The following is a 22,009-nucleotide window of genomic DNA, read 5'->3' as shown; positions in this document are numbered from 1 at the left end:
TTGTGTCTGGGGTTTTTGTTTTTTGGGCAATTGGGTTCTTGCGATTAAGCCAATTTAATTGATTAGTTTTTACTCGGCTTTTTATTTGAACACAGGACTTTAGCAACAGACAAATTCTTTCGGAGATAGTCACCATGAACCGAAAAAGCACCCTTATTTAGTGTCTTTGTCGACACATTCGCCGAGGGAGTTCCATCTGGCCTAATGCTAATAAATTGTAAAAATTCATTAATTGTTTTTGGGGGGCTGGCAATAACCCTACCGCGTCGAATATTGCCTGCTACCGTTACTCCTACGACTTGGCCTTTCCGATCCAATACTGGTCCTCCGCTAATACCACCAAATGCACCGAGGCGCGGGGCCTGAAGTTTAACTGCCCACGCGATGGCCGGTTCGACAAAGCTATGTCTACCAATTTTACGTAATTTGCGACGTCCGATGAGTTCTGACAGCAAGTCGCCGGGCTCGCCTTGTGGAAAACCAAAATGATAACCTGTCTGGCCGACAGTTAATTTTTTGGAAGCGGGTCGGATCGCAATAGCAGGAGGTGTACGACTAGTTTGTAAAACGGCGATATCCGCACTCGGATGAACATATACTTTTCGCACCCAAAATCCCCCCTGCGAGTTTTGTGCAGAAAATATCCCGACCCTAGTACAGTCATCCACGACATGACGAGCTGTTAACCAAAATCCCCCACTACTTACCGGAAAGGCTGTTCCGGTGGAAGTTCCACCGCTAGTTCCCCACTGTACCGAAATTTCGGGATCACCTGGGGAAATATCAGGTAGTATCTTTTCGGGCTGTGTTTCCTTTATTGAACCAATAGATCTGGGTGCTTCTTTTCGCGGTTTTTCCATCAAAGGGCTTGGGCTTCGGTCTCGTGGAATATTTTCGCGCTCAATAAACAATCCGCCGATGGTCCAAACAAGAGCGGCAAAAATAAATGACAAGCCGGTTGGTAATCGCATTGTGTGGAGCCTTTAGCCGGCAACGCTGGCTGCTGCAATCAACCCAACCGCTAATTTGATGGCTGCAAGAAGGATAGCTGGCCCAATTTCATTGGCCTCTACTCGTCGTGCTAAATCTCTCACGAGAAAATCAATCACCCTATAGGAAATCAACATTAGTATTAATGTTACAAAGCCCCAAATTATTATATCCCACAGGTTCAGGCTCGTTTTGAGCGAAGCCGCCAGGGGGATAGCGAATCCAACTACAGCTCCACCCAGGGTGATGGCCGCAGCATTATTCTTATTCTTGATCAACGATATTTCGTCAAATGGTGTAATGCGAACATAAATTAATAGGCCGGCGCCCAACATTAAAAATGTAACGCTGGAATGAAGTAAAAGAAAGGGGAGTCCGGTCATTAAACTATCAAAAATGGCAGTCATGCTCTCTCCATTATGTTGCTTAGGACCAAAATCTTATTCTATCCTAATGGGAACGGCGATTTGCCGCTAGCCTTGCTGTTGTTGATATTTTTGAAGGTGACACAGCTAATGGTCGTAGATAGGGTAAAGACAAATAATGATCTGACGGTCAATTTAATTCTTTGAGGAGATAGTATTGCTATGTCGGAAAAATACGATTTGGTTGTCATTGGCGGTGGTCCTGGCGGATACGTTGCTTCTATACGAGCAGCCCAGCTCGGTATGAAGACGGCCTGCGTAGAAAAGCGCGGCACCTTAGGAGGCACTTGTTTGAACGTAGGATGTATTCCTTCCAAAGCGCTTCTTCAAAGCTCAGAAAAATATGCTGAGGCTTGCGGCCATTTGGCTGATCATGGTGTTGATATCAAAGGCGCTACGCTAAACCTGAAACAGATGATGGCACGGAAAGACCGGATTGTTAACGACCTCACCAAAGGTATAGAATATCTTTTTAAGAAGAATAAGGTTGATTACTTCAATGGCCACGGTGCTTTTGCCGACAGAAAAAAAGTAGAAGTGGCTTTGAATAAGGGCGAAGAGCAAATATTAGAGGCCGAGGCAATCTTAATTGCTACAGGCTCGGAGGGTACCACGTTACCCGGAGTGACAGTTGATGAGAAACGTATTGTAAGTTCGACTGGAGCCTTATCACTCTCTAAGGTGCCAAAGCATTTGGTGGTAATTGGTGCTGGTTATATAGGTTTGGAGATGGGTTCAGTTTGGCGCCGGCTTGGATCCGAAGTCACCGTTGTAGAATTTTTGGACAGAATTACACCCGGCATGGATGCTGAGGTGGCAAAACATTTTCAGCGTATTTTAACGAAGCAGGGCTTTAAATTTTTGTTGGGCACCAAAGTGTTGGGTGCAAGTACAAATAAGTCGACAGTTGCATTAAGTTTGGCGTCTGTGAGCAAAAATGAGGAAAGCGAAATAAAATGTGATACTGTATTACTTTCCGTTGGGCGGCGGCCTTATACGAAAGGTCTTGGTCTAGAAACAATTGGCCTTGAACCGGATGCTAATGGTTTAATTGCGGTCGACGACTCATTTCAAACCGCAGTTTCGGGCGTCTATGCTATAGGCGATTGTATTCGAGGTGCCATGCTCGCTCACAAAGCTGAGGAGGAAGGTACAATTTTCGCCGAGATGTTGGCTGGGCAGGCTGGTCATATTAACTACAACGCCATTCCGGGGATTGTGTACACTTGGCCAGAAGTTGCGTCGGTGGGGAAAACTGAGGAACAATTAAAGGAAGAGGGGGTCTCATTCACTTCCGGAAAGTTTCCATTTACAGCGAATAGCAGAGCCCGTTGTAATGACACCACCGAAGGGTTTGTAAAAATTCTTGCAGATTCGGAAACTGATCGCATCCTTGGTGCACATATAATAGGGGCTGACGCAGGAACAATGATTGCTGAGTTGGTGGCTGTTATGGAATTTGGGGGAGCGGCAGAGGATGTGGCCCGAACCTGTCACGGCCACCCGACGTTGAACGAGGCAATTAAGGAGGCAGCGTTAGCAGTGTCTAACAGACAAATTCATGCATGAAGAACGAACTATTATGTTTTACGAGTTTGCCTCCTGACAATGGGCAAGTATCTTCCGCGTCAGCGCAGGTTAAAAGCTGTCTGGAAACGTCTGATAACATTGGCGGCAGGCTGGGGCTTTATTTTCCTCGGTATAATAGGAATTTTATTACCAGTGATGCCGGGGGTTATATTTTTAATTATTGGCGCATACGTACTCTCTTTAGAATCTTTCTGGCTTGCAAGTAAGTTGGATAAGATAGCCCAGAAATATCCAAAATTTGCTAAAATCAATCGTAATGCTCGTGTCAGAGCGCGGCAGATTTTGAGCCGCATATTAACCAGTAACTAAACCTTATTTGCGTTTAGAGGGTTATGAACTCAGCTGCTGTGGTAAGTGTAAAAAAGAATGAGGTCTATTTTATAGAGGGCATCTATTTATTTACGTCGTGGGTGTGCGTTATATTGTTGAAGAATGTGCCCTTCATCAACTTCAGTATATATCTGGGTGGTTGATAATGAAGCATGCCCTAGAATCTTCTGTATCGAACGAAGGTCTCCGCCGTTAGATAGTAAGTGGGTTGCAAAGCTGTGACGAAGTGCATGTGGGGTGGCGCTAGGAGGTAAGCCCAGTTGTTCACGTAGTAACTGCATTCTTTTTTGAATTATTCTGGGACTCAGTGATCCCCCTCTGACCCCCCGAAAAAGTATATCTTCTGGCATAAGGTTATACGGGCAGCTTTTCAAATAAGACCGTACAGCGTTCTGGATAACAGGTAGTATTGGCACTGTGCGCTCTTTATCCCCTTTTCCCAAAATTCTTAAACTGTTGCTAATTGGAGCATCTTTTACCAATATTCCCAATGCCTCGCCGATTCGGAGGCCCGCACCATAGAGTAATAACAATACGGCTGCGTCACGCGTGGCCACCCAAGAATATCCCGCTTCGTTTTTGATAGTTTTCATAGCACGTACTGCATTTTTTGCCATTATCGGTTTTGGTGTCCCATGCGGGATTTTTGGAGCATTCAAAACTTTAATTGCTGGATTAGCTCCTAAACTATTCCGTTCTAGCCATGAAAAAAAATTTCGAGTGACCGAGAGAGCTCGGGCGATAGTAGTTTTTTTGAGGCCGTTATTGGCACGACTCGCCAGCCATGCCCGGAAATCAACTGTGCGAAGGTTTTGAAGAGCGGAAAGCGTTGGGGGTTCACCAATATGATTGGCAACGAAGTATAAGAAATATTTTATATCGCGAAGATATGCATTCACAGTGTGGTCAGAAAAACGGCGTTCTTTAGCCAGCCAAGCAGACCAGTCAGAAAGTGAGTCTCTTAGTGCGGGATCGGCACATATCGGATCCTTAAGGAGGGTAATTATTTTGGAATATCGAGCCATGTGCTTATCACGTGTTCTAAAACGCATGCAAGAAAGGCTACCAGTTCAGTTGATTGGCCAGAGTCAAAACGAAGTGGGTCTCGTGAACCAAAAGCTATCAAGGAAGGAGGTGTGACAGAGGATATATTAAGGCGAACGATAGCCTCAGACCTAATTAGTGATGCTCCGGCACCAAAAATTTGTTTTTCGCCCGTAATATCGCCGCGCAAGCGCACGAGCTTTTCAGCACCAAGGTAACGCTCGATCTCTCCTTTCGGAAGAACCACTAAACCTCGCGTGTCTAGTAGGCGTATTTTCTCATCATCAGCTTCTATGCATAAGACTACCATATCTAAATCGAGCATGACCGCAAAATCCGTGGTAACCGTGTGGATCACCTGTTCGAAAGATTTCGAAGCTAGTACCGCCAATACACATTCATGGATACGAGACAAACTCTGCTGATTGGTGCGGGCAGTGAGTAAAAGGTCTTTCCGTTCTTGTTTGAATTCTTCTGCACTGTCGCGCAATTTGTTGATTACGACACTTTGAAAATTAATCACCCCATCACCCTGGCCACTATCAGGCGAGCTGATGGCAGTCAGTGCTTCTGGGTGCCGTGAAAAAAAATTAGGTTCATTACGCAGATACTCCACAACGTCGGCCGCGGTTATCTTAGGGGTGTTCTTCGTTTTTGATAAATCTTGTTCCATTTCTTGCCTAAAGAATAGACTGGCCGGTTTTTTCCCAATCGGAGATGAAATCAGCTAGACCTTTGTCCGTAAGCGGATGTGAAAACATTTGGTGCAGCACTGAGGGAGGAACAGTGGCCACATCGGCGCCGATCTTTGCTGCCTCTACTACATGCATTGGGCTTCGAACAGACGCAACCAACACCTCTGTTGAGAAATCAGGATAATTTGCGTAGATATCACATATGTCCGATATCAAATCCATCCCGTCATAAGCAATATCGTCCAGCCGACCGACGAAGGGAGAAATAAAACGTGCGCCCGCCTTTGCCGCTAGTATGGCCTGATTTGCCGAAAAGCAGAGTGTCACATTTACCATTGTTCCTTTGTCGCTTAACGATTTACAGGTCCTCAGACCTGCTCGTGTTAGAGGTACCTTAACTGCAATATTTGAGGCTATTTCGGCTAATTTCTTACCCTCTTCGAGCATGGTGTCAAAATCAGGTGAAGTGACTTCTGCGCTGACGGGGCCATCTACGAGGGAACAAATTTCTCGAACAACTTCAAAAAAATTTCGCCCAGATTTGTTTATCAAGGATGGGTTTGTGGTGACGCCATCTACGAGCCCAGTATTTTCTAGTTCGCGAATTTCGTCAATTTCAGCAGTGTCCACGAAAAACTTCATTTTTGGGTCCTCACAGTTTTAAAATCATTATAGCGATCAAGTAAATTTTTCTTTATAGGCTTTAATGTACTTTATCGAATGGCTGAACCGCATACTACATCAACCGCTGGAAAAAACACGGGCATGCAGAGAATACAGGTTCTTATCCCTCTACCTTTGGCCGGCGTATACGATTACAAAGTTCTCAGTGACGCAAAAATCCCTTTAGGAACATTCGTTTACGTGCCGCTCGGCAAGCGCATAGTTGTCGGTGTGGTATGGGGCTTTAGTAGTAATGGTACGGTAAATGACGAGCGTTTGAAATTCATTGAGGGCCCTGTTGATGTTAAACCATTACCCGAATCGGTCAGGCGATTCGTGAATTGGGTTGCGGATTATACGTTTAGTCCTCCTGGTGCAGTACTACGTATGGTAATGAGTGTGCCCAAGGCGCTAGAGCCTCCAAAATCACGTGTTGGGTTTTCACTTTCTGCGGAACCAACTAATTTTCTCGTCACAGCTGCTAGAAAAAGGGTGCTTGACTTAATGAAAGTTGGGTGTCCCCGCGCTGGGGGGGAACTTGCGCGAGAGGCAGGTGTGAGCGGCGGAGTAATCCGGGGTCTTTGCGACTTGGGCGTTTTAGAGAAAGTAGCGCTGTCGCAAGATGCATACTTTCCATCTCCAGATCCGGACTGTCCCGGCCCGCAATTATCCGATTTACAAAGATTTGCCGCCGACAAGTTAGTCAAAAGCATTCAGGATAAAAAATTTTCTGTTACACTTCTGGACGGGGTAACTGGTTCAGGCAAAACTGAGGTTTATTTTGAAGCCGTTGCAGAAACCTTACGGCATGGTCGACAGGTTTTGGTTTTACTTCCTGAAATTGCGCTCAGCGCTCAGTGGTTCACGCGCTTTGAAACTCGTTTTGGCGTGGCTCCTGCTGAATGGCACTCAGATTTAGGTCAAGCAGATCGCAGGCACAGATGGCGTGGTGTTTCCGAGGGCAGTATTGACGTAATCGTTGGTGCGCGATCAGCGCTCTTTCTGCCTTTTGACCGGTTAGGGATGATTGTTGTCGATGAGGAACATGATGGGTCGTTTAAGCAGTCTGACGGAGTGCTGTATAATGCTCGAGACATGGCAGTCGTCCGCGCTAAAATTGAAGGCTGTTCGGCCGTGTTGGCAAGTGCCACCCCGTCGTTGGAGAGCATAATAAATGTGAAGCGTGGAATGTATAGGCATCTTGTTCTACCGGAGCGACATGCGGGAGCATCCATGCCTAAAGTGCAAATGATAGATTTGCGTCTTTGCCCGCTGCCTCGCCAGAGTTGGCTCTCGCCTCCGCTTCAAGACGCATTAAAGGCTAATCTCAAAACAAATGAACAGTCGCTTCTTTTCCTCAATCGAAGAGGCTATGCTCCTCTAACCATATGCCGTGCATGCGGCTTTCGTCTCAACTGCCCAAATTGCACTGCATGGCTAGTGGAACATCGATTTGCCCGACGGTTAATCTGCCACCACTGTGGTTTTGAAATGCAAATGCCAGACTCCTGTCCTGATTGCGGAACTAAAGGTGTTATGGCTGCTTGCGGGCCCGGGGTGGAAAGGTTGCTTGAAGAAGTACTTAACCTGCTGCCTGATGCCCGAGTAGGACTAATGACAAGCGATACCATCCGCGGTCCTAGGTCGGCAGCAAAAATTGTCGAATCAGTACATAGGCGTGAAATTGATATATTGATCGGCACACAGCTTGTTGCAAAAGGGCACCATTTTCCTATGCTTACACTGGTGGGTGTTGTTGATGCAGACCTTGGATTAACCGGTGGAGACTTGCGCGCAGCAGAGAGGACCTACCAAATGCTTCATCAAGTATCGGGAAGAGCTGGTAGGGCCGAGTGCGCTGGACGTGTGCTGTTGCAAACATACCAACCTCAACATCCCGTAATGCGTGCCCTTGCTGACGGAGATAGAGACAGCTTCATCGCAGGGGAAACTGCACTTCGTAAGGAGGGTGTGTGGCCGCCCTTTGGCAAACTAGTGGCCCTGATTTTATCGGGCCATCAAGGCGACCAAGTAAAGGCTACGGCCTTTAATCTAGCTCGATCCGCACCCCATGATACCGCGATACGAGTTCTAGGTCCCGCACCGGCTCCACTAGCCTTGCTGAGGGGTAAACACAGGTGGAGACTACTTGTTAAAACTACTCGGTCAATAAATGTTCAAAATGTGCTGTCATCGTGGCTTTCTGAGGTAAAAATTCCGCATGCGGTGCGGCTCTACGTCGATATTGATCCGCAAAGCTTTCTTTGAATGCTAGAATCAGAGAACGCTCGTAAGGCGCGACTTGAGGACGCAGAGTCGCAGCTTGTCTCCGCCCTAGGCGTGTGTTAATTAACCGCTCAAAGGCAGGATATTGTTAAGTTAATAAAGTGATGTCTACGATTGTAGCAAATTTGCTACATGCGGGATTAACTGAAACCGAAGGGAAAATTCACTTGGCGGTGAAAACAGGTGAAACGGGTGTTGCGCCACGCTATGCATCGGCGTTATTTGAGTTGGCGGATGAATCTGGTCAATTAGATGAGGTTGCGCGTGATCTACGAGCCATCAATAACGCAATTACAGATGTGCAAGATTTGCAGCGTTTGGTTCGAAGCCCAGTAATTAGTCGGCGCGAGGCGGGTGCTGCCATGGGGGCGTTTTTGGAAAATGCTAAGGTTAGCGCATTAACTTGTAATTTTGTTGGGTTGGTGGCATCCAATCGCCGTTTGTTTGCCTTGCAAGCTATGATACGTGCTTATCTAGATAAACTATCTTCCCGGCGTGGTGAGGTGTCAGCAGAAGTGACAAGCGCTATAAAACTTACGAAAAAACAGACTGATTCTATTGCTTCTGAGCTAAAAGCCGCAGTCGGAGCAAAAGTTTCGGTAGATGTTCAAATCGATCCATCGTTAATTGGTGGGCTAATAGTTAAAGTGGGCAGCCGAATGATTGATTCTTCCATTAAAACAAAATTGTCAAAGTTGAAACTCGCGTTGAAAGGGGCAGCCTGATGGAAATTAAGGCAGCAGAAATATCTGCAATACTCAAGGAGCAAATCGCGAATTTTGGCGCTGACGCTGATGTCGCCGAGGTAGGTCAAGTAATTTCTGTCGGGGATGGTGTGGCGCGTGTCTATGGGCTTGATAATGTTCAGGCCGGGGAAATGGTTGAGTTCCCCGGTGGAATAAAGGGCATGGCGCTAAACTTGGAGCATGATAATGTTGGTGTGGTGATCTTTGGTGATGACCGCGATATTAAAGAGGGAGATACTGTCAAGCGGACTGGTGATATCGTCGACGTGCCGGTTGGAAAGGGTTTATTAGGTCGAGTTGTAAATGGTCTTGGAGAACCAATTGATGGGAAAGGCCCAATAGACAGCGATGAACGGAGTTTAGTCGAGGTTAAGGCGCCCGGCATTATCCCACGCCAATCAGTTCACGAACCGGTGCAGACTGGTTTGAAAGCTCTTGATGCATTAGTTCCAGTTGGACGGGGTCAGCGTGAATTAATAATTGGTGATCGTCAAACCGGAAAAACGGCGGTTGCCATAGATGCAATTATTAATCAAAAGCCGGCTAATGACGGTGATGATGAGTCAAAAAAATTATATTGCATTTACGTTGCTGTTGGGCAAAAGCGTTCCACTGTCGCGCAGGTAGTTAAAACTCTAGAAGACTATGGAGCGATGGAATATACAATTGTTGTTGCGGCATCTGCTTCAGAACCAGCCCCAATGCAATTCCTAGCGCCGTATGCTGGTTGTGCTATGGGCGAGTACTTCCGGAATAATGGTATGCATTCATTGATCATTTACGATGATCTTTCAAAACAAGCTACTGCCTATCGTCAGATGTCTCTTTTACTGCGGCGTCCGCCTGGGCGTGAAGCTTATCCTGGCGACGTTTTTTATCTGCATTCTCGATTGCTTGAACGTGCAGCAAAAATGAATGAAGAGTTGGGTAGTGGGTCACTTACAGCCCTTCCAGTAATTGAGACTCAGGCCAATGACGTGTCGGCCTATATTCCCACTAATGTAATATCAATTACGGATGGCCAGATCTTTCTTGAAACAGAGCTATTCTATAAGGGTATTCGGCCGGCAATTAATGTTGGCTTGTCAGTTAGCCGTGTAGGTTCTGCAGCTCAAATAAAAGCAATGAAACAAGTAGCTGGAACCATTAAGCTCGAACTTGCCCAATACCGGGAGATGGAAGCGTTTTCGCAGTTTGCATCAGACCTTGACGCCGCTACTCAGAGACTTTTAGCTCGAGGCGCTCGTTTGACGGAGCTATTGAAACAGCCTCAGTATTCGCCGTTACCGGTTGAGGAACAGGTTGTGTCTATTTTTTCAGGGGTTCGCGGGTTTTTAGACGATGTTCCTATTACTGATATTAACTCCTTTGAGCAGTCGCTTTTGACTTTAGTGCGAGATAAACATTCTGATGTATTAAATGCTATACGTAATGAGGGTGAAATCTCCGACAGCACAGAGAAAAAACTGATTGAAATCATAAAAGAGTTTGCCAAATCATCAATCTGGGCCCCTAAGGTTTGAGAAAGCTTATATAGCAAATGCCCAGTTTAAAAGACCTTCGCAACAGGATTACAAGCGTCAAGTCGACACAGCGCATAACCGCCGCGATGAAGATGGTAGCGGCTGCGAAATTAAGGCGTGCCCAAGAACATGCGTTGGCGGCGCGACCATATGCTGAGCGGATGGAGGATATGCTTCGTTCGCTTAGTGATAATTCAGGAGCTGGAGGTTCTCCGCTTCTTGTTGGAACGGGTTCAGATAAAACTCATCTCCTGGTGTTAATTTCAGCAGATCGGGGCCTTTGTGGAGGGTTCAACATCAGTCTAATGCGTGGGTTACGCAAGGCAATTAAACGTTTACAAGCCGAGGGTAAAACCGTTCAGCTTTTCATTATAGGTCGCAAAGGCGTTGGTCTTGTTAGGAGAGAATTCGCGGATTTGATAGTGGAGGTAGCAGAGGATATATCAAAACCCTCTCCCTCTTTTGAGGCTGCGTCTAAAATCGCTGACAGCCTTATACAAAGATTTAGCAACAACGAGTTCGATAGTTGCACTGTTTTTTACAATAAATTTGTATCTGCCTTGACCCAGATAGTAACACCGCAGCAATTGATACCGTTTTCACTCGCTGAGGACGGGGCTGAGTCGATTGTTACGGCGTCCAGTGCACACGAATTTGAGCCGTCAGAAGAACAAATACTTGATGAGCTTCTGCCGCGTAATATATCTATGCAGATTTTTAGAGCCATGTTGGAGAGTTTTGCATCTGAACAGGGCGCGCGGATGACTGCGATGGATAATGCCACTCGCAATGCAGGAGACATGATTAACAAGCTAACCCTGAACTATAACCGAAGTCGTCAGGCCCAAATTACCAAAGAGTTGATAGAGATCATCTCTGGTGCTGAGGCGCTTTAGAGCGATTATAAATTGATAGGAGTCGAAAATGGCGAATAATACAATCGGGAGCGTTTCCCAAGTGATGGGCGCTGTGGTCGACGTGCATTTCGACGGTGAACTACCACCAATTTTGAATGCATTGAAGTCGGAAAACCAAGGCAAAACCCTAGTTCTAGAGGTTGCACAGCACCTTGGTGAGAACACTGTACGCTGCATAGCTATGGATACGACAGAAGGTATGGTGCGTGGCCAAGAGGTTACTGACACTGGTGCCCCAATCTCCATGCCGGTCGGCCCAGAAACGCTTGGCCGCATTTTAAATGTGATTGGAGACCCTATCGATGAGCGGGGTCCGATTGGGAATAAGAAGACACTCCCAATACACCGCAGCGCACCTGATTTTGTAGACCAGTCAACTGAGACCGAACAATTGGTAACGGGTATTAAAGTTGTTGATTTGCTCACCCCCTATGCCAGAGGAGGTAAGATAGGGTTATTTGGCGGTGCGGGTGTTGGCAAGACGGTACTCATAATGGAGCTCATAAACAATATCGCTAAGGCACACGGGGGTTATTCTGTGTTCGCCGGAGTCGGAGAACGCACGCGTGAAGGGAATGATCTCTATCATGAGATGATAGAGTCCGGTGTGATAAATCCTGACGGAGAATCAAAAGCAGCGCTTGTTTATGGCCAGATGAATGAACCTCCTGGCGCTCGCGCTCGGATTGGCCTTTCAGGGCTTACAGTGGCTGAGTATTTCCGGGATGAAGAAGGGCAGGATGTTCTTTTCTTCGTAGATAATATCTTCCGGTTCACGCAAGCTGGATCAGAAGTATCTGCATTGTTGGGGCGCATTCCTTCTGCTGTCGGTTATCAGCCGACACTGGGCACTGATATGGGCGGCTTACAAGAACGCATAACCACCACCAAAAAGGGTTCGATTACGTCAGTGCAAGCGATATATGTGCCAGCCGATGATTTAACTGACCCTGCTCCGGCAACTGCATTTTCGCATCTCGATGCCACAACGGTCCTTAGCAGATCAATTGCGGAACTTGGAATTTATCCTGCGGTGGATCCACTTGATTCGACCAGTCGCATCCTTGATCCGAGGATAGTTGGTGATACCCATTATCAGACAGCGCGAGATGTGCAGGAGGTGCTGCAGACCTACAAATCACTGCAAGAAATCATTGCAATTTTGGGCATGGATGAATTGTCCGAGGATGACAAGCTTACGGTAGCTCGAGCGCGTAAAATTCAACGATTCCTCTCTCAGCCTTTTCATGTTGCTGAGGTCTTCACTGGGTCGCCCGGAAAGCTGGTTGATCTAGATGATACCATAAGTGGGTTTCGCGCTATCGTTGATGGTGAGTATGACGAACTTCCCGAGCAAGCCTTTTATTTAGTTGGCGGCATAGATGAGGCTATCGAGAAATCGAAGAAAATGGAGGCGGAGGCCGCGTAAATGGTAGAGGCATTAAAACTTGAGTTGGTCTCTCCGGAGAAGTTAATTTTGTCAGAAAATGTCGAGATGGCGGTGCTGCCAGGAGGTGAGGGAGATTTTGGAGTAATGCGGGGACATTCCCCCGTCATTTCGACTTTACGTCCTGGTGAAATAGTTGTTTTTGAAAAAAACAAAGTCAAAAGTCGTATCTTCGTAGGAGGCGGCTTCGTTGAGGTGAATGACCAAGTTTGTACTATTTTAGCTGAAGATGTCGAGAACGTTGATGATATCGACCGCGATGAGGCCCTAAAAATGCTCGGCGTCGTTGAGGAGGAAATGCGTGCCACAGAAAATCAATTGGTGCGTAATAGTGCAACTCGAAAACGAGACAGTTTAGTCGCCAAGTTGTCTGCAATTGATAATCCAGCCTATTCATGACTATTTTCTTACTGAGTTGTGGGGTAAAGGATCTGTCCCACAGGCATAGATTTTTTTAATTATAATTAAGCGATAAGGCTGAATAGTTGCCCAGGATCAAGAACTCCATGTCCCTTGGGTAATCTTGACAATCCTATGAGTGCAGCGTGATCTACAACTCCCACGCCGATAGGATCACCCTTGAAGCGGCCCTCGGGGTTAAAAATAAGATCACCATTAACTTTTTGTGCATCACTAATATTTCGATCCTTGTCTACAAAATTATTGCCTTCATCTTTTCGTTCCTTTGCTTCTTCAATTTTACGCTCTTGTATCTCTTGACGAGCACGAACAATCTTGGCGTCGGCTTCTGCTGCTACTGCCCGGTCAGCGCTTGATGGCTCTTGAGGAGCTAACGCGGCTCGTTTTACTGTCTGCATTTTGCGTATTGTTGCTTCTGGATTATTGGGAACAACAGACGTATCTATCCTGACTTCCCCGCCGACTGCGTACGATTTTCCATCTGGCCCACGAACGGTGCGATAAGTTGGTGAACTTGCGTAGTGTCCTCCCGCAATCTGATGAGCACGCTCATGTTCACGTACTTGTCTGTCGCGTGCTTTCAATGCTTCTACCTTCCGGCGTTCGGCATCTGTAAGGCCGTCCTTGCCTTCCGCATTAAAATCCACTTTATTTTTTAGGGCGGTAGCATATTCTCCTATTTGTTCTCCGTCTGGATCTTGAGCTTCCTGCGCAACCGCTAAACTGTCTTTGTCAAGTTTTGAAAATGAACCCCCAGAGAGTGTAGAACCCAAGCCATTCCGAGTATTAATTGATAGCTCCGCCCCTAATAAAGGTTTTTGGACTCGTATCTCACTACCATCTCTGATTCTAGCAAGCGGTGCCTTATTAAGCCCTACCGCTTGGGCCGTTGTAGGCCGCGCTGTTTCTACTTGCGGAACCATCGCTATCGAAACCCCTTATTTCTTAGCTTGGAAAATAGCTTCGTCGGTTATCAAACGCCTTCAGAAATTAGCATGGTCAGAACCATGTGAAATACCTACAACCGTAGTTATACATAAAATCCGTTTATCACAACAAAAACCAAACTACATCTATCGTGAAATACTATTTAATATAAATATTAGAAATTTGTCTAGGTGTAAGGTATAATTTTCAGTCAACCAATAGAGGCTGGAATATGCTTATCACACGCTCATAAACGTCTTTTTTAAAAGGGATAACGAGTTTTGGCAGCTGCTGAGCCTCAGCCCAGCGCCAATCCGAGAATTCAGGACTTCTCGTTTGAATATTTATATCGCTGTCAATGCCCAGAAAACGAAAGGCGCACCATTTCTGCTTTTGCCCACGATAACGGCCCTGCCACACTGTTTTTGAAATATTGTGTGGTAGATCGTACGAAAACCAATCAGGACATTCTGCTATTAATTCAAGACTATTGGTGCCAATTTCTTCATTTAGTTCCCGAAAAGCTGCCTCAACTGGTGTCTCCCCATCTTCGATGCCACCTTGGGGCATCTGCCAATGAGAGCTCTGTGTATCAATTCGTTTGGCAACGAAAACACGTTTGTGACTGTTAATCAACACCATACCAACGCAAGGTCGGTATGGACGAGGGTCATTTCTTTTATTTTTCATCATTTTTGCATTCGAAGGATGGCTGTTATAGGCGCTAATGCTAAACCACGATCCTCGACTTGGTCAGTCCATCGCTTTATCTCAATTATGCTCAAGGGGTATGGTCGGGCGATAGCAACTGCATAGCCTCGACTAGTTGCCAATTGTTCTGTCTGCATTAAACGAGCTCGTATACCTTGTTGGGTAAGAGTGTCATCAATAACATAATCCCGGGCAACGGATGGCGTCTCCAGTCTCTCCGCGATACTAGCTGCTGAACTTAGAGGATTTTCGCGAACGTCTAGTAGCATTAATCCGCGCGTCTTTAGCTCTTTAATGACAGGCCGTAACTTGGCTGGTTTAGTCGTGAATTTGCTGCCCATGAAAGTACTAACGCCCACATAGCCGGTAAGACGGCTCAAAACCCAACGTAAACGGTAGTTGTTTTGATCCTCTGGGAGAGTTGTTAAAAGTGTATAAGGACCGGGGTCATTCTTGGGGTATTCGAATGGTTCCAATGGCAAATCCACTAAAACTTCGTGACCAGCTGCTCTGCTGGCGCTTATCCAATCCTTGAGACCTCTTGAGTAGGGTGCAAAGGTAAGTGAAATGGGCCTAGGTATTTCTTTTAGCACTGTTTTGGTAGCTATTGCTGAAACTCCCAATCCTACGAACACAATTGCAACGCGAGGTCGCGTATCGGTTTGGTCAAATGGACGGCTGTAAACCTGCCACGGCTTTCTACCACCTTCGCCAATAATGGGCAGTGGCCCAAGGGCATTACTCTCAATTAGACCTGGGTCGGGGTGGGATCGAAGTTCTAGTGCTGGCTTTTTGGCGGGAATGCGGGCGATTGGCTCAAGTGTTTGCGCCAGCTTTGGCGGGTCATTCAATTTAATGCTAGGACTCTGGAGCTTGAGTTTAGGAGTCTCCGACTCATTTTTACCATTCACGGGAATGGGTTGGTCAGATACGTCTGACCTATTCGAGAGTTTTATCACGGCACGGGGCTGTTTTATATGTACCTCTTTCCCTAGGTTTTCGTTTTCTGAGAAAAACCATATGTGAACAGAACTAATTACAACGGCTACGCCGCTGATAAGCAAAAATAGGGGGGACCTGTAAAGTGGTTTTTTAGGCTGTGGCAGGCCAAATATTTCTGCCATTTCTTGTTCGGCATCTTGACTTGATCTGAATTTAAATATGCCGAGTTCAAGCTTGGGTATACGAAATCTCTTCCTATCGGCAGACCCTCCTTCGTCTGGACCGTTTTCAACTTCAGATTTACGTTTAAATAGGTTGAGACGCAGCGGCAGAGTTTTAAGTGTATTAATCAAACTCAATTATTTATCCCCACTCGGGTTTGCTTCAATAATGATAAACTGCGCAAAAGATCTAGAGCACGTGACAGCTGATAATCCTGAATTTTTGGCGTACCTCTTGTTGGGGTGTGTTTTTCCCCTGAAGCACCCGGTCCCTCTATCTGCTTATTTCCTGATCCTTCAAGCGATTTTTTATCTTTTGATTTCTGTCTGTCTTTCTCACTCTTGTTTTTCTTCTCGCCTTCGGATTCATTTCTAAGAGAGTTTCGAAGAGATGCTTCACTCCGAATATTCGGACGTTTGATAATCGCAGGTTTTGCCTGTTGAACGATAATGTCTGGACTTATTCCCTTGGCTTGAATTGATTGGCCGCTAGGAGTGTAGTAGCGTTGGGTGGTCATTTTGATTGCTCCATTCTGGCCTAATGGGATAATGGTCTGAACAGAACCCTTTCCGAAGGACTTAGTCCCTAGAATAATTGCTCGCCGATGATCTTGTAAGGCGCCTGCCACAATTTCAGATGCTGACGCGGATCCGCCGTTTATGAGTACTACCAGCGGCGAGCCTCCGGTATCGTCTCCATCCTTAGCTTGGAAACGTTGAGCTGACTTTATATCACGACCGCGCGTCGATACGATTTCACCTTGATTCAGAAAAACGTCACTGACACTTACAGCTTGCTCCAAAAGCCCCCCCGGATTATTACGCAGGTCTAGAACATACCCTTTAATGTTTGCACCAATAGTGCTTTTAAGCTTCTTTACGGCGTTCTTTATTCCGCGTGTAGTTTGTTCGGTGAAATTAGTAACACGTATATACCCTACCTTACCTTCTGCGCGGGACCGAACTGATTGGATTCGAATGCGAGCACGAGTAATTTTCACATCAAAAGGTTTCTTTGTGTTGCGTCTTATTGTTATTTTGATGTCGGTGTTGACGCGGCCGCGCATTTTCTCGACTGCTTGCGACAAAGAAAGGCCGCGGACAGGCGTGCCGTCGATATGTGAAATGAGGTCGCCGGCTTTGAGGCCGGCCCTAAATGCTGGTGTATCGTCGATTGGCGAGACAATTTTTATCATATCCGTATCTTGGTCTAAGGTCACTTCGATTCCTAGTCCGCCAAATTCACCACGTGTCTGAACCTTCATTTCTTTAAATTTTTTTCTATTAAGAAAATTAGAGTGTGGGTCCAAGTGCCCAAGCATTCCCTCAATTGCAGCCTCAATTAGATCTTCGTCAGATATTTCTTCAACGTAGTCATTACGTACTCGTTCAAAAACGTTCCCAAATAACTCTAACAATTGGTATGTGTCAGTTTTGTTCTTTAAGCTTGTGGTCAATGCAGGTGTAGAAAAGGACATTAAGGCGCTGAAAATTATAAAAAACCGTCCGAAAGTGAGGCATCCCTTTGCAACCTTTGTTTTTATTTCCTTTATCACTGTCATTCCTTTCAAGCAGTCGGAGAGAACATAAATGTAAGTCAAGCTGAAGCTATTTTCTTTCATACATAATAGCCTAGCCTTAGCCGCGGCGGCGAACGGTTTTATATGTTACCCAAGGTAACGGGTTTACTGGTCTCCCACGTCGCCGCAGTTCGAGGTACAGCATTGCTTTCTTCCCTGATGTGCCAGCCATTGCGCCGATTGGCTCTCCAGCCAATAACCACTGTCCTAGCGAGCTATCGAGCCTTCCAAGACCAGCCAAAAGAGTGTGATAGCCACCCCGATGTTCTATTATTATTATTTTTCCATAACCACGAAATGGTCCAGAAAATGCGACTCTGCCGTCAAAAGGAGCTATGACCTGTGCTCCAGCGCGAGCAGCTATCGTGAGTCCTTTTGCGGTGTTCCCGCGCCCTGAGGGCTGCCCATAAGATTTTACGATAACACCGCGCGCAGGCAATCGAACGCCACCACTTGCCGGGAAAATACGAATGGCATTGGGGTATTTATTTTTGCGAGCTTTTGGCTTTGGAGGGAGTCTTCTATCCGTCGCCCCGTTTTTTTGCAAAGTGTTAAAGAGGTCCCGCAGAGACTGCGCCTGCGCTGTTAGTTGTGCAACGCGTCGCGCGATCCGTGCCTTCTCCACATCGGTAAGGCGGCGAAGGGAGGCTTTGCGGGAAACTAAAATACGCATCTTTTGGCGCTCATTTTCTAGTGCTTGTGTTGCTGTGGCCATCTTTTCAAACTGTGCTAACATCGCGGTTTGTAACGTATCTAATTCCTTTACCTCTTTCTGCAGATTTCGTGCTCGCGAATGTATCCGAGGCACAGCAGCGCGCAAAAGTGTAGCGCTGCGCACAACGTTGATCGGTTTCCCCGGAGCAAGAAATAATGCTTCGGGTGGATTACGAGAAAGTCGTTCAATCGCAGCGAGCGTGCCTTGCATTTGTTTGTGGCTGAGTTTGAGTTTTTCACGCCTTGCGGTTACATCTTTTTGCAAAAACTGTAATTTTTCTTCGATGCGTGTCATATGTGCTTCTTGGGCTTGAACAGCATCGGCAGTAGAAATCATTTGATTCCTGAGGCTTGCCATTTCAGCATCGATTATCTTGGACCGCTGTTCAAGTTTGCGTTGACGAACTTGGTCGGATGCGATCTCTCCTTCGATTTCTTTCAGGACACGCGATTCTTGGGCCCATGCGCATGAAGCCTCCATAGTTGCTGCAAAACAAACTATAGCAGCTATCACTAGCAGAGTAATTTGGCTTTTAGCCTGAGGTTTCATGGGCGCCAGTCGATCGCAAAAGGGATTTTCCGGACATTTCTGAGGGAATTTCAAGACCCATTAACTCCAACATAGTCGGTGCTATGTCGGCGAGTTTCCCATTTTCGAGCCGTACTTCGTTTAAATTATCTCCAACAAGTAGGCAGCGAACGGGATTGCACGTATGCGCTGTATGTGGTTCACCAGTTTCACTGTCTAGCATGGTTTCGACGTTACCGTGATCTGCGGTAACCACCAATACTCCACCAGCTTTTTTAACGGCCTCCTCCACCCTTTCCACACAAACATCTACGGCTTCAACTGCGCTTATTGCTGCCTTTAAAATACCAGTATGTCCCACCATATCAGTATTGGCGTAATTGACTAGTATGAAGTCATATTTACCATCCTGTATTGCTGCTACTAATTTATCAGTGACTTCAGTTGCTGACATTTCCGGTTTTAAATCATAGGTTGCTACTTTTGGGGAGGGCACAAGGATACGATCCTCTCCGTCGAAGGGTGCTTCCTGACCTCCATTAAAAAAAAATGTAACATGCGCATATTTTTCTGTTTCCGCTATGCGAAGCTGCTTCAATTTTGCGGTTGCCACAATTTCTCCCATTACTTTCTTGAGGGTCTGAGGAGGAAAAAGTGTTTTCTGATATGCTTGCAATGTCTGTGAGTAGTCAACCATACCGACAGCTTGGGTTAATGAGACGATACGGCTTCTTCTAAATCCATCGAATTTATCATCGAGCAGGGCCGACAAAATCTCGCGCGCTCTGTCTGCGCGAAAATTTGCCATCAAAAAACTATCACCATCGTTGATTCCGTTATAATTGCCAATTGCAACAGGTTGCAAGAACTCATCAGTAATACCTTTAAGGTAGGATTTTTCAATTGCAGCTAAGGGGTCGACAGCACGTTCGCCAGCGCCATCTGCTAGCAGAGTGTAGGCCTTATTCACGCGGTCCCAGCGTTTATCTCTATCCATCGCGAAGTAACGGCCACATAAAGTGCCAATTGTTACCTCTGGCAACTGTTCAAGCAAATCTGTGAGATAATCCTTTGCACTTTTTGGTGGAGTATCTCTACCGTCAAGGAAAGGGTGAAGCGTGATTTGCGCACCTTTTGACAGGAGAACTTTTGCCAACGCTATTATATGTTTTTGGTGTGAATGCACTCCACCGGGGCCCAAAAGGCCGGCTAGGTGAATACGCCCCCCCGCTATCTTTGTTTTCTCAGCTAAATCAGATAAAATTTTATGATCATGTAAAGAGCCATCATCTATCGCCTGATCAATCCGCGGCAGGTCCTGTGTGACCACACGGCCTGCCCCGAGATTCATGTGCCCTACTTCCGAGTTTCCCATCTGACCGGGAGGTAACCCGACATATTGCTCTGAGGCTTGAAGCTGACTACCTTTCACAGTTTTGTTGAGCCTATCCCACACCGGTGTTTTTGCTAATGCTACCGCATTGTTTTGAGTCTCATTGCGCTCACCCCATCCGTCTAAAATGCATAGCACCACCGGTCTAGATTGAGATTTATTATTCATGCTGTTTTACTCTTGAATGTAATGGATATTATTTAGGTTAAGACTACCTGCTTTCAAATTTCGAGCAACGAATTTTAGTCATCCCCTTTTATGGTATGGATGTCCTTTAAGAATAGTCTCCGCTCGATACAACTGTTCAGCAAGTAATGGGCGTACCAGAAGATGAGGCCAAGTAGCAGCGCCAAGAGACAGTAAAAGATCTGCTCGTTGACGGAGTGCATCAGTGACCCCATCTGGCCCACCGATTAAAAAAGCGACAGTGGAACGGCCATCGGTTTGCCATGCTCCCATTGTTTTTGCTAAGGAAACACTTGAAAGATTTGTGCCTCCCTCATCCAGCACCACCACAACAGCCGCTTTAGGAATTATTCCTACTAAAAGGCGTTCCTCGACTTTTTTACGCGCCGGCATCGATAATCTTTGTTTGGATTCACATTCTCTAAGTTCGATTGGCCAGCGTAAGCGTTTTACGTAGTTTTGGTATAGATCATATTCAGGGCCATTTCGAAAGCGACCTATTGCAGCTATTAGAATACGCATAGTCGACTTAGTGCGTTAGGATGCTATCGCTGGGGCTTGGAGCGTTTTTGCTAGACGTGCTTTGATCATCAAAAGTGTGATCCCATAGACGTTCGAGCCTGTAAAAGTCTCTGACCTCAGGTCGAAAAAGATGCACTATAATGTCCCCGGCATCCACCAATACCCAATCACAGTGCTGGTCGCCCTCGACCTGTATTCGTTTGAGGCCAGCGCCCCTAAGGTCTTCGCGTAAATGTTCAGTCAGCGCGTTAACGTGACGGCTGGAGGTACCAGACGCGATAATCATATAGTCAGCTAGGCTTGTTTTTCCCTCAACATTAATCGTAACTAGATCGGTTGCCTTGTTATTTTCAAGAGAACTATGAATGATTTCAAGTAGGTGGTTACAGTCGCGAGGTCGCTTAATTACTTTGTTTATGGTATCTATCCTCCTATTCGCTTTTTGGGTCGCTATGTTTGGTCAAGTCTGTGTCGAATTGATGCCTAACTAGAGTATCCTGTTTATTTAATTTATGGGATTTGGACTTTTGGTTTTGAATGCTCCTGATCTCTGTTGATGAGGTTGGGTCCGCTGGGGTGTGCATAAACATCCACGCAGGTGGCGCCGTATCTATCAAACACCGTGCATATTTCTCCCTAAGCTGAGATCTCCGAAATCGCTCTGCTGCTAACCCGGCCAATGCTTGATGACAATATGATGGACGATTGAAAACCGCAATGGGGATTGAGTCGAAAATTTTGGACCAGTTCTGCCAGAGTGGCATTTGTGTTAGATTATCAGCTCCAAGAAGCCACACAAATCTGCGTTTAGGGAATTTTCGTTTCAACCTTCTGATGGTGTCAATTGAATATTGACAACCAAGCTTGCGTTCCAGATCAGTGACCCATATGCGAGGGTGGTTGGCGAAGTTGCTGGCATAGTTCAATCGTTCTTCGAGCTCAGCCAAATTATTGCATCTTTTTAACGGGTTTTGAGGAGTGACTAACCACCACACCGCATCTAACCGTAGTCTTTTAATCGCCTCGGTACTGATTAAACGATGACCACGATGAGCTGGATTAAAGGAGCCTCCTAACAAACCAACTCTACGACCGGGAAAAGGAAAACGATAGTTTTTCAAGACAGAAAGCCCCTCTTTCCAACAATAACGATACCTTAGCTCACAATTCCTACTGTCTCGGGCCCGCTGTCATGAAGTACAGCATTA

General features: G+C 46.2%; 22 protein-coding genes. 8 read left to right on the top strand and 14 right to left on the bottom strand.

The features are described from left to right. Positions 1 to 62 precede the first annotated feature (62 nt). The gene (locus VX941_02530) at positions 63 to 971 is read right to left on the bottom strand and encodes a serine protease (protein MEE2932281.1); all 909 of its coding nucleotides are present in this window, start codon (positions 969 to 971) and stop codon (positions 63 to 65) included. Positions 972 to 983: 12 nt separating this feature from the next. After that, the gene (locus tag VX941_02525; protein ID MEE2932280.1) at positions 984 to 1,397 is read right to left on the bottom strand and encodes a DUF350 domain-containing protein; all 414 of its coding nucleotides are present in this window, start codon (positions 1,395 to 1,397) and stop codon (positions 984 to 986) included. A 180-nt stretch (positions 1,398 to 1,577) separates the two neighbouring features. Here VX941_02525 and lpdA point away from each other — a divergent pair, with 180 nt between their 5' ends. Both lpdA and VX941_02515 read left to right on the top strand, forming a co-directional pair. Then, positions 1,578 to 2,984, top strand: coding sequence for a dihydrolipoyl dehydrogenase (lpdA, locus tag VX941_02520; protein ID MEE2932279.1), 1,407 nt, complete (start codon positions 1,578 to 1,580; stop codon positions 2,982 to 2,984). A gap of 39 nt (positions 2,985 to 3,023) precedes the next feature. Next, positions 3,024 to 3,314, top strand: a complete 291-nt coding sequence (locus VX941_02515) for a PGPGW domain-containing protein (GenBank protein ID MEE2932278.1) — start codon at positions 3,024 to 3,026, stop codon at positions 3,312 to 3,314. 86 nt (positions 3,315 to 3,400) lie between these two features. On the opposite strand, the gene VX941_02510 is transcribed toward VX941_02515, so the two are convergent. The 3 genes from VX941_02510 to fsa are packed head-to-tail and all read right to left on the bottom strand — an operon-like array spanning position 3,401 to position 5,716. Next, positions 3,401 to 4,360 (bottom strand): tyrosine recombinase XerC, encoded by a 960-nt coding sequence (locus VX941_02510; protein MEE2932277.1) that lies wholly within the window; start codon positions 4,358 to 4,360, stop codon positions 3,401 to 3,403. Beyond that, positions 4,339 to 5,052, bottom strand: a complete 714-nt coding sequence (locus VX941_02505) for a DUF484 family protein (GenBank protein MEE2932276.1) — start codon at positions 5,050 to 5,052, stop codon at positions 4,339 to 4,341. The genes VX941_02510 and VX941_02505 overlap by 22 nt, the downstream gene beginning before the upstream one ends. Before the next feature lie 7 nt (positions 5,053 to 5,059). Continuing rightward, positions 5,060 to 5,716 (bottom strand): fructose-6-phosphate aldolase, encoded by a 657-nt coding sequence (fsa, locus tag VX941_02500; GenBank protein MEE2932275.1) that lies wholly within the window; start codon positions 5,714 to 5,716, stop codon positions 5,060 to 5,062. Between the two features lie 78 nt (positions 5,717 to 5,794). On the opposite strand from fsa, the gene VX941_02495 reads away from it, so the two are divergent. From VX941_02495 to atpC, 6 genes are all read left to right on the top strand, one after another. After that, positions 5,795 to 8,005, top strand: coding sequence for a primosomal protein N' (locus VX941_02495; protein ID MEE2932274.1), 2,211 nt, complete (start codon positions 5,795 to 5,797; stop codon positions 8,003 to 8,005). Between the two features lie 122 nt (positions 8,006 to 8,127). Beyond that, the gene (locus VX941_02490) at positions 8,128 to 8,748 is read left to right on the top strand and encodes a F0F1 ATP synthase subunit delta (protein MEE2932273.1); all 621 of its coding nucleotides are present in this window, start codon (positions 8,128 to 8,130) and stop codon (positions 8,746 to 8,748) included. Further along, the gene (atpA, locus tag VX941_02485; protein MEE2932272.1) at positions 8,748 to 10,292 is read left to right on the top strand and encodes a F0F1 ATP synthase subunit alpha; all 1,545 of its coding nucleotides are present in this window, start codon (positions 8,748 to 8,750) and stop codon (positions 10,290 to 10,292) included. Before VX941_02490 ends, atpA begins: the two co-directional genes overlap by 1 nt. Before the next feature lie 17 nt (positions 10,293 to 10,309). After that, entirely contained in the window at positions 10,310 to 11,188 is an 879-nt protein-coding gene (locus VX941_02480; GenBank protein ID MEE2932271.1) for a F0F1 ATP synthase subunit gamma, read from the top strand. Positions 11,189 to 11,216: 28 nt separating this feature from the next. Further along, complete coding sequence (gene atpD, locus VX941_02475) at positions 11,217 to 12,638, top strand: F0F1 ATP synthase subunit beta (protein ID MEE2932270.1); 1,422 nt, start codon at positions 11,217 to 11,219, stop codon at positions 12,636 to 12,638. Next, positions 12,639 to 13,055: an ATP synthase F1 subunit epsilon gene (atpC, locus tag VX941_02470; GenBank protein ID MEE2932269.1), complete on the top strand. Its 417-nt coding sequence runs from the start codon at positions 12,639 to 12,641 to the stop codon at positions 13,053 to 13,055. Between the two features lie 65 nt (positions 13,056 to 13,120). Here the strand turns inward: atpC and VX941_02465 are convergent, their stop codons facing one another. The 9 genes from VX941_02465 to VX941_02425 all read right to left on the bottom strand — a co-directional run bounded on the left by VX941_02465 (position 13,121) and on the right by VX941_02425 (position 21,922). Continuing rightward, positions 13,121 to 13,999, bottom strand: a complete 879-nt coding sequence (locus VX941_02465; GenBank protein MEE2932268.1) for a putative metalloprotease CJM1_0395 family protein — start codon at positions 13,997 to 13,999, stop codon at positions 13,121 to 13,123. Between the two features lie 211 nt (positions 14,000 to 14,210). Continuing rightward, the gene (locus tag VX941_02460) at positions 14,211 to 14,696 is read right to left on the bottom strand and encodes an RNA pyrophosphohydrolase (GenBank protein MEE2932267.1); all 486 of its coding nucleotides are present in this window, start codon (positions 14,694 to 14,696) and stop codon (positions 14,211 to 14,213) included. Continuing rightward, complete coding sequence (locus VX941_02455) at positions 14,693 to 16,015, bottom strand: divergent polysaccharide deacetylase family protein (protein ID MEE2932266.1); 1,323 nt, start codon at positions 16,013 to 16,015, stop codon at positions 14,693 to 14,695. The genes VX941_02460 and VX941_02455 overlap by 4 nt, the downstream gene beginning before the upstream one ends. Continuing rightward, a complete protein-coding gene (locus VX941_02450) occupies positions 16,012 to 17,355 on the bottom strand; it encodes a S41 family peptidase (GenBank protein MEE2932265.1) in 1,344 nt (447 codons plus the stop codon). Before VX941_02450 ends, VX941_02455 begins: the two co-directional genes overlap by 4 nt. A 160-nt stretch (positions 17,356 to 17,515) precedes the next feature. Next, the gene (locus tag VX941_02445) at positions 17,516 to 18,721 is read right to left on the bottom strand and encodes a peptidoglycan DD-metalloendopeptidase family protein (GenBank protein MEE2932264.1); all 1,206 of its coding nucleotides are present in this window, start codon (positions 18,719 to 18,721) and stop codon (positions 17,516 to 17,518) included. After that, a complete protein-coding gene (gene gpmI / locus VX941_02440; GenBank protein ID MEE2932263.1) occupies positions 18,705 to 20,261 on the bottom strand; it encodes a 2,3-bisphosphoglycerate-independent phosphoglycerate mutase in 1,557 nt (518 codons plus the stop codon). The genes VX941_02445 and gpmI overlap by 17 nt, the downstream gene beginning before the upstream one ends. A gap of 78 nt (positions 20,262 to 20,339) precedes the next feature. Continuing rightward, on the bottom strand, positions 20,340 to 20,801 hold the full coding sequence (locus VX941_02435) for a 23S rRNA (pseudouridine(1915)-N(3))-methyltransferase RlmH (GenBank protein MEE2932262.1): 462 nt from the start codon (positions 20,799 to 20,801) through the stop codon (positions 20,340 to 20,342). 7 nt (positions 20,802 to 20,808) lie between these two features. Further along, entirely contained in the window at positions 20,809 to 21,168 is a 360-nt protein-coding gene (gene rsfS, locus VX941_02430) for a ribosome silencing factor (GenBank protein ID MEE2932261.1), read from the bottom strand. A gap of 64 nt (positions 21,169 to 21,232) precedes the next feature. Further along, positions 21,233 to 21,922 carry a nicotinate-nucleotide adenylyltransferase gene (locus tag VX941_02425; GenBank protein ID MEE2932260.1) on the bottom strand — a complete coding sequence of 230 codons (690 nt, stop codon included), beginning with the start codon at positions 21,920 to 21,922 and terminating at the stop codon, positions 21,233 to 21,235. Between the last annotated feature and the right edge of the window lie 87 nt (positions 21,923 to 22,009).

This window comes from Pseudomonadota bacterium, from assembly GCA_036339585.1.
Classification (GTDB): Bacteria; Pseudomonadota; Alphaproteobacteria; order UBA8366; family UBA8366; genus UBA8366.
Note: the sequence above shows the minus strand (reverse complement) of the source record. Positions and strands in the feature narration are given on the sequence as shown.